This window comes from bacterium, from assembly GCA_023135785.1.
Lineage (GTDB): Bacteria > CAIJMQ01 > CAIJMQ01 > CAIJMQ01 > CAIJMQ01 > CAZNJA01.
The window spans coordinates 1-4,729 of record JAGLSL010000068.1; the positions used below are offsets into that span (position 1 = coordinate 1).

The window sequence follows — 4,729 nt, forward strand, 5'->3', positions numbered from 1 at the left end:
CTGTATTCTGTTCTCTGTTTTCTGTCATCTGTTATCTGTTGTCTGTCATTCTGTCATCTGTTGTCTGTCTCTTGTCATCCGTATTCCCCGCTTGCTACGAAGCGGGCAGGTGTTAACTGTTCCCTGTTTTCTCCTATCTCTATTTCCCACTTATTAAAATCTACGAAATGAGTCCAGCTTTTATGTCCTTGTTTTTCTATATGTAAATTTTGCAAAGGATAACGTAATGGTGCGCGGGGTTTTTGTAAAAGTTTCATGTCTGTTTCAGATAAAAATTTTCCGCCTTTTTTTAAATTACACCCAAAACAACAAGTGACAACATTTGTCCAGTTGGTTTTTCCTCCTCTATGTCTGGGGAGGATGTGGTCAATATTTAGCTTTTTCTGGTCTAATTTTCTATCGCAATATTGACAGGTATATTTATCTCTTTTATAAATATTTTCTCTGGACAACTTAATTCTCAAGTTTGGATAACCCAAATAAAAACCTAAAATTATTATATTGGGTTTTTTGAGTGAACAAGAAACAGAATGGATAAAACCGTTATTTGGAATCTTCTTGTTGGCTGCATTGCCGAATAAAAAATTATTTTGGGAATGTTCCAACCATTTTTGAAAATCGTACAATTCGTAATTGTTGTTTTGAGATTCCACGACTTTGGCATGTCCTGTATAAAGAAAGCATATAGCTCGTTTTGCGCTGCATACATTAATTGCCTGCCAAAGTTTATTTAAAACCAATACTTTTTCTTCTAAAAGATTCATGGTCGGGATAATAACATAGCAATAATTTTTTATCAATTTAATCGGAACATAGACATTTTTCCGATGTTTTACGTTGTGGAGTTCATCTAAAAAAATAAGCCATCGTTGTAAGCTGTTAGAGCTTTATGAAAAAACCAGCACGGCAATTCTAAAATAAACCAAAAGCGAAACTATATCTACAATACTTGCAATAAACGGACCGGACATTAAAGCCGGGTCCAGTTTCATTTTTTTGAACAATAGAGGTAGCACAGCTCCCAGTGTTGTTGCTACGATAACCGTTGCAATCATAGCGCTTCCCACAGTTATTGCCAGGAGAGGGTCTTTATTTAAAACCAGAGCTCTAAATGCTGCCAATATTCCCATGGCTAAGCCGACTATTCCGCCTATTGACAGTTCCTTCAGGAAAATTTTAAGAACATCTCTTATTTGAATTTCTCCGGTTGCTAATCCTCGAATGACAACTGTGGATGATTGAGTCCCTGCGTTTCCTCCAGAACCACAAAGAAGTGGTATAAAAAAGGTGAGAGCAACGACTGCTTGTAACTGATAGGCATATTTCTCCATTACCATTCCCGACACAAAACCCATAGCAACCAACACAAGTAGCCATAGAATTCTGTGTTTGGCGATAATGCGGGGCGGGGACCCCATATAGTCAACATAATCGCCTGCGGCTCCATATTTATAAATATCTTCGGTATTCTCCTGCTGTATAACGTCTACTACATCGTCAACAGTTACAATGCCGATTAGTTTATTGTCAGTATCAACGATAGGTATTGCTAATAAGTCATAGTCGGCTAATTTTTTTGCCACTTGTTCCTTATCATCATCAATGTGTGCGTTGATAATATTCAGATGCATTATGTCCTTAATCAATTTACTTCCGTTTGAAATCAAGATGTCTTTTAGAGAAATAAATCCGAGAAGTTTCCGTTCGCTATCTATAACATAAACATAATAAATAGTTTCCCTGTCAAAAGCTTGTTTTCTAAGTTGGTTCAAGGCTTTACTTGCTGTAATATCTTGTGAAAGAAAAGCATATTCCGTGGTAAGTATTGAACCCGCAGTTCCTTCTTTATATTGAAGAAGTTTTTTTATGTCGTTACGCTCTGCTTGAGCGATAAGAGGCAGTACTTGTTCGGTTTGTTCTTTGGAAAGTGTTTTTATAAAATCTGTTCTTTCATCGGGAGCCATATCTTCCAATATATCAGCCATCCATTCTTTAGAGAAATGGCGGAAAATTCCCCGTTGATGTTTGGTTTTAAACTGTTGAAAAAATTCAATACCTAAAGGACTTTTTAATGCAATGACTATTTGAGCATTTTGTTGCGGCTTCAAATCTTCACAAAGCGTAAAGATTTCCCGCGGATGCAAGTCTAAGAAAAGTTTTCGAATTTCCTCGTCTTTATTGGGCAATTTCAAAACTTCTTCTATTTCCGGGTAAATAATCGATTTATTTTGCATCAGAGATCCTCTTTAATACAAGAATATAAAATCATGATATAAAAAAAATAATAAGGTTTCAATCTTTATTTTAACGGAATCCGATTTTACAACTTTATTCCCACCTCCGAGGTGGGAATGAAGTGAGAAGTTTCTAAAAACATACCGAGTATAAGCACTTCAAAAACTTTCGCTATTTTCTTCACAGCTGTTTTTCCTTAATGATTGGTTTAAATATCTAACGCGGTAAATATTTTTCTATAAATTCGGGGCGGATTCGTTTGAGTTCTTCTTTAGGCAATTTTGCAAGTAATTTCCAACCAAGTTGTAGTGTTTCTTCTATTGTTCTTGCCTGCAGTTTGTTCTGTTGGACATATTCTTTTTCGAAAGCTAGGGCAAAATCAAGATAAATTTTATCTAGTTCGGATAAACTTTCCTGCCCCATGATTACAGATAATTCCTGTGCCTGTTTTCCTTTTGCGTATGCAGAAAAAAGTTGGTTAAATAGGTCTGAATGGTCTTCCCTGGTTTTGCCTTTTCCGATTCCTCTGTCTTTAAGTCGTGATAAGGAAGGCATTACGTCTATCGGAGGATAAATACCTTTCCTATGCAGATCCCTTGAGAGAATTATTTGCCCTTCGGTAATATATCCTGTAAGGTCGGGGATGGGGTGTGTTTTATCGTCTTCCGGCATTGTGAGGATAGGCATTTGCGTAATTGAACCTTTTTTGCCTTTTATTCTTCCTGCACGCTCATATATACTTGCCAGGTCGGTATACATATAGCCCGGATATCCTCTTCTTCCCGGAACTTCTTTTCTTGCGGCCGAAACTTGTCTTAGTGCTTCACAGTAATTTGTCATATCCGTCAATATTACAAGTACATGCATATCGTGTTCAAAAGCCAAAAATTCAGCTGCTGTTAGAGCTGTGCGTGGAACCGCAATTCTTTCAATTACAGGGTCATCGGCTTGGTTTATAAACAGTACAGTTCTTTCCATTGCTGCGCCTTCCTGAAAATTTTTTATAAAAAAATCTACCTCTTCAAAAGTAATACCAATTGCGCCAAAAACAATCGCAAATCCGCCTGCTTGTTCCGATGGAACATCGGGACGGGCAGATTCTTCTTTTTTACCTAATATTTGTGCTTGTCGCACTATTTGTGCCGCAAGTTGAGAGTGGGGGAGCCCTGAACCGGAAAATATGGGAAGTTTCTGTCCTCTTACCAGCGTGTTTAATCCATCAATTGCGGATACACCAGTTTGTATAAATTCGTTTGGATAATCCCGCGCAATTGGGTTTATTGGACTGCCGTTGATATCTAAATATTTTTCGGGAATAATTTGAGAACTACCATCTAATGGTTCTCCTAAGCCGTTGAAAATTTTTCCAAGAATATCTAAAGATACTCCCAATTCTATTCCCTTGCCTAAAAACTTTACACGGCTTTTTGCTATATCTATGCCACTTGAGGATTCGAAAAGTTGGACTAAAGCTTTATCGGAACTAACTTCCAATACCTTTCCTCTGCGTTTATCTCCGGATGCTGTTGTAAGTTCTATTAATTCGTCGTACTTCACACCCGAAATGTCCTCTATAAGTACCAAAGGACCCGATATTTCTCTTAGGGTTAAATATTCTTTAGCCATTTTTTATTCAGATGTAAGAAATCAGATGACAGAGGTCAGACAACAGAAATCAGAATATGGGGGTTAGTTATGTTTTTTTGTCTTCTGTCCCTTGTCTTCTGTGTTCTGTTCTCTGTTTTCTGTCTTCAGTTTCTCAATTTCTTTGTCAATCTTATTTTGTATATCGGAAAATTTCTTCTCCTCTTTGTTGGGAATTCTTTTCATGCTTGTAATATCATCCTTTACTTTTAATATCAGAAGTTTTTCTATAGAGATATCTTCTTGGATTGCATCAGACATTTTATGATGTAGATATAATATTGTCTTAACCATTAGATATTGTTTTTTAAGGGTTGTGTATGTATCAATATCATCAAATGCGTTCTGATGGAGAAAATCATCTCTTATGGAGCTTGCAGTATACAGTATTAATCTATCCCTGCCGGAAAGTGTTTCTACGCCTACAAGTCTTACTATTTCTTGAAGGTTTGCTTCTTCTTGCAGGATACGCATGCATTCTTTTTTAATTTCTTCCCAGTCTTTTTCAAATTCTTTTGTATAATATTCTTCTAAATTGTCAACATAAAGAGAATAAGATGTAAGCCAATTTATGGCAGGAAAATGTCTTTCATATGCTAATTTACCTTCTAATCCCCAGAACACCTTAACTACTTTTAAAGTGGATTGAACTACCGGGTCAGAGAAATCTCCTCCGGGAGGTGAAACCGAACCTATTACCGATAAGGTGCCTGTTCTTTTGTCTTTTCCCAGACATTGGACTTTTCCTGCTCTCTCATAAAACTCTGCCAATCTTGAAGAAAGATATGCAGGGTAACCTTCTTCGCCTGGCATTTCTTCTAATCTTCCTGAAATTTCCCTTACGGCTTCA

4 protein-coding genes are annotated in these 4,729 nt (G+C 36.9%); all 4 read right to left on the minus strand.

Annotated features, from left to right (window positions below; translation table 11 throughout):
- Window positions 1–74: 74 nt before the first annotated feature.
- Window positions 75–764 (minus strand): HNH endonuclease, encoded by a 690-nt coding sequence (locus tag KAS42_05220; GenBank protein ID MCK4905617.1) that lies wholly within the window; start codon window positions 762–764, stop codon window positions 75–77.
- Between the two features lie 123 nt (window positions 765–887).
- Complete coding sequence (gene mgtE / locus KAS42_05225; protein MCK4905618.1) at window positions 888–2,234, minus strand: magnesium transporter; 1,347 nt, start codon at window positions 2,232–2,234, stop codon at window positions 888–890.
- Between the two features lie 217 nt (window positions 2,235–2,451).
- Entirely contained in the window at window positions 2,452–3,861 is a 1,410-nt protein-coding gene (locus KAS42_05230; GenBank protein MCK4905619.1) for a V-type ATP synthase subunit B, read from the minus strand.
- A 63-nt stretch (window positions 3,862–3,924) separates the two neighbouring features.
- On the minus strand, window positions 3,925–4,729 hold an 805-nt coding region (locus KAS42_05235), incomplete at its 5' end, for a V-type ATP synthase subunit A (GenBank protein MCK4905620.1).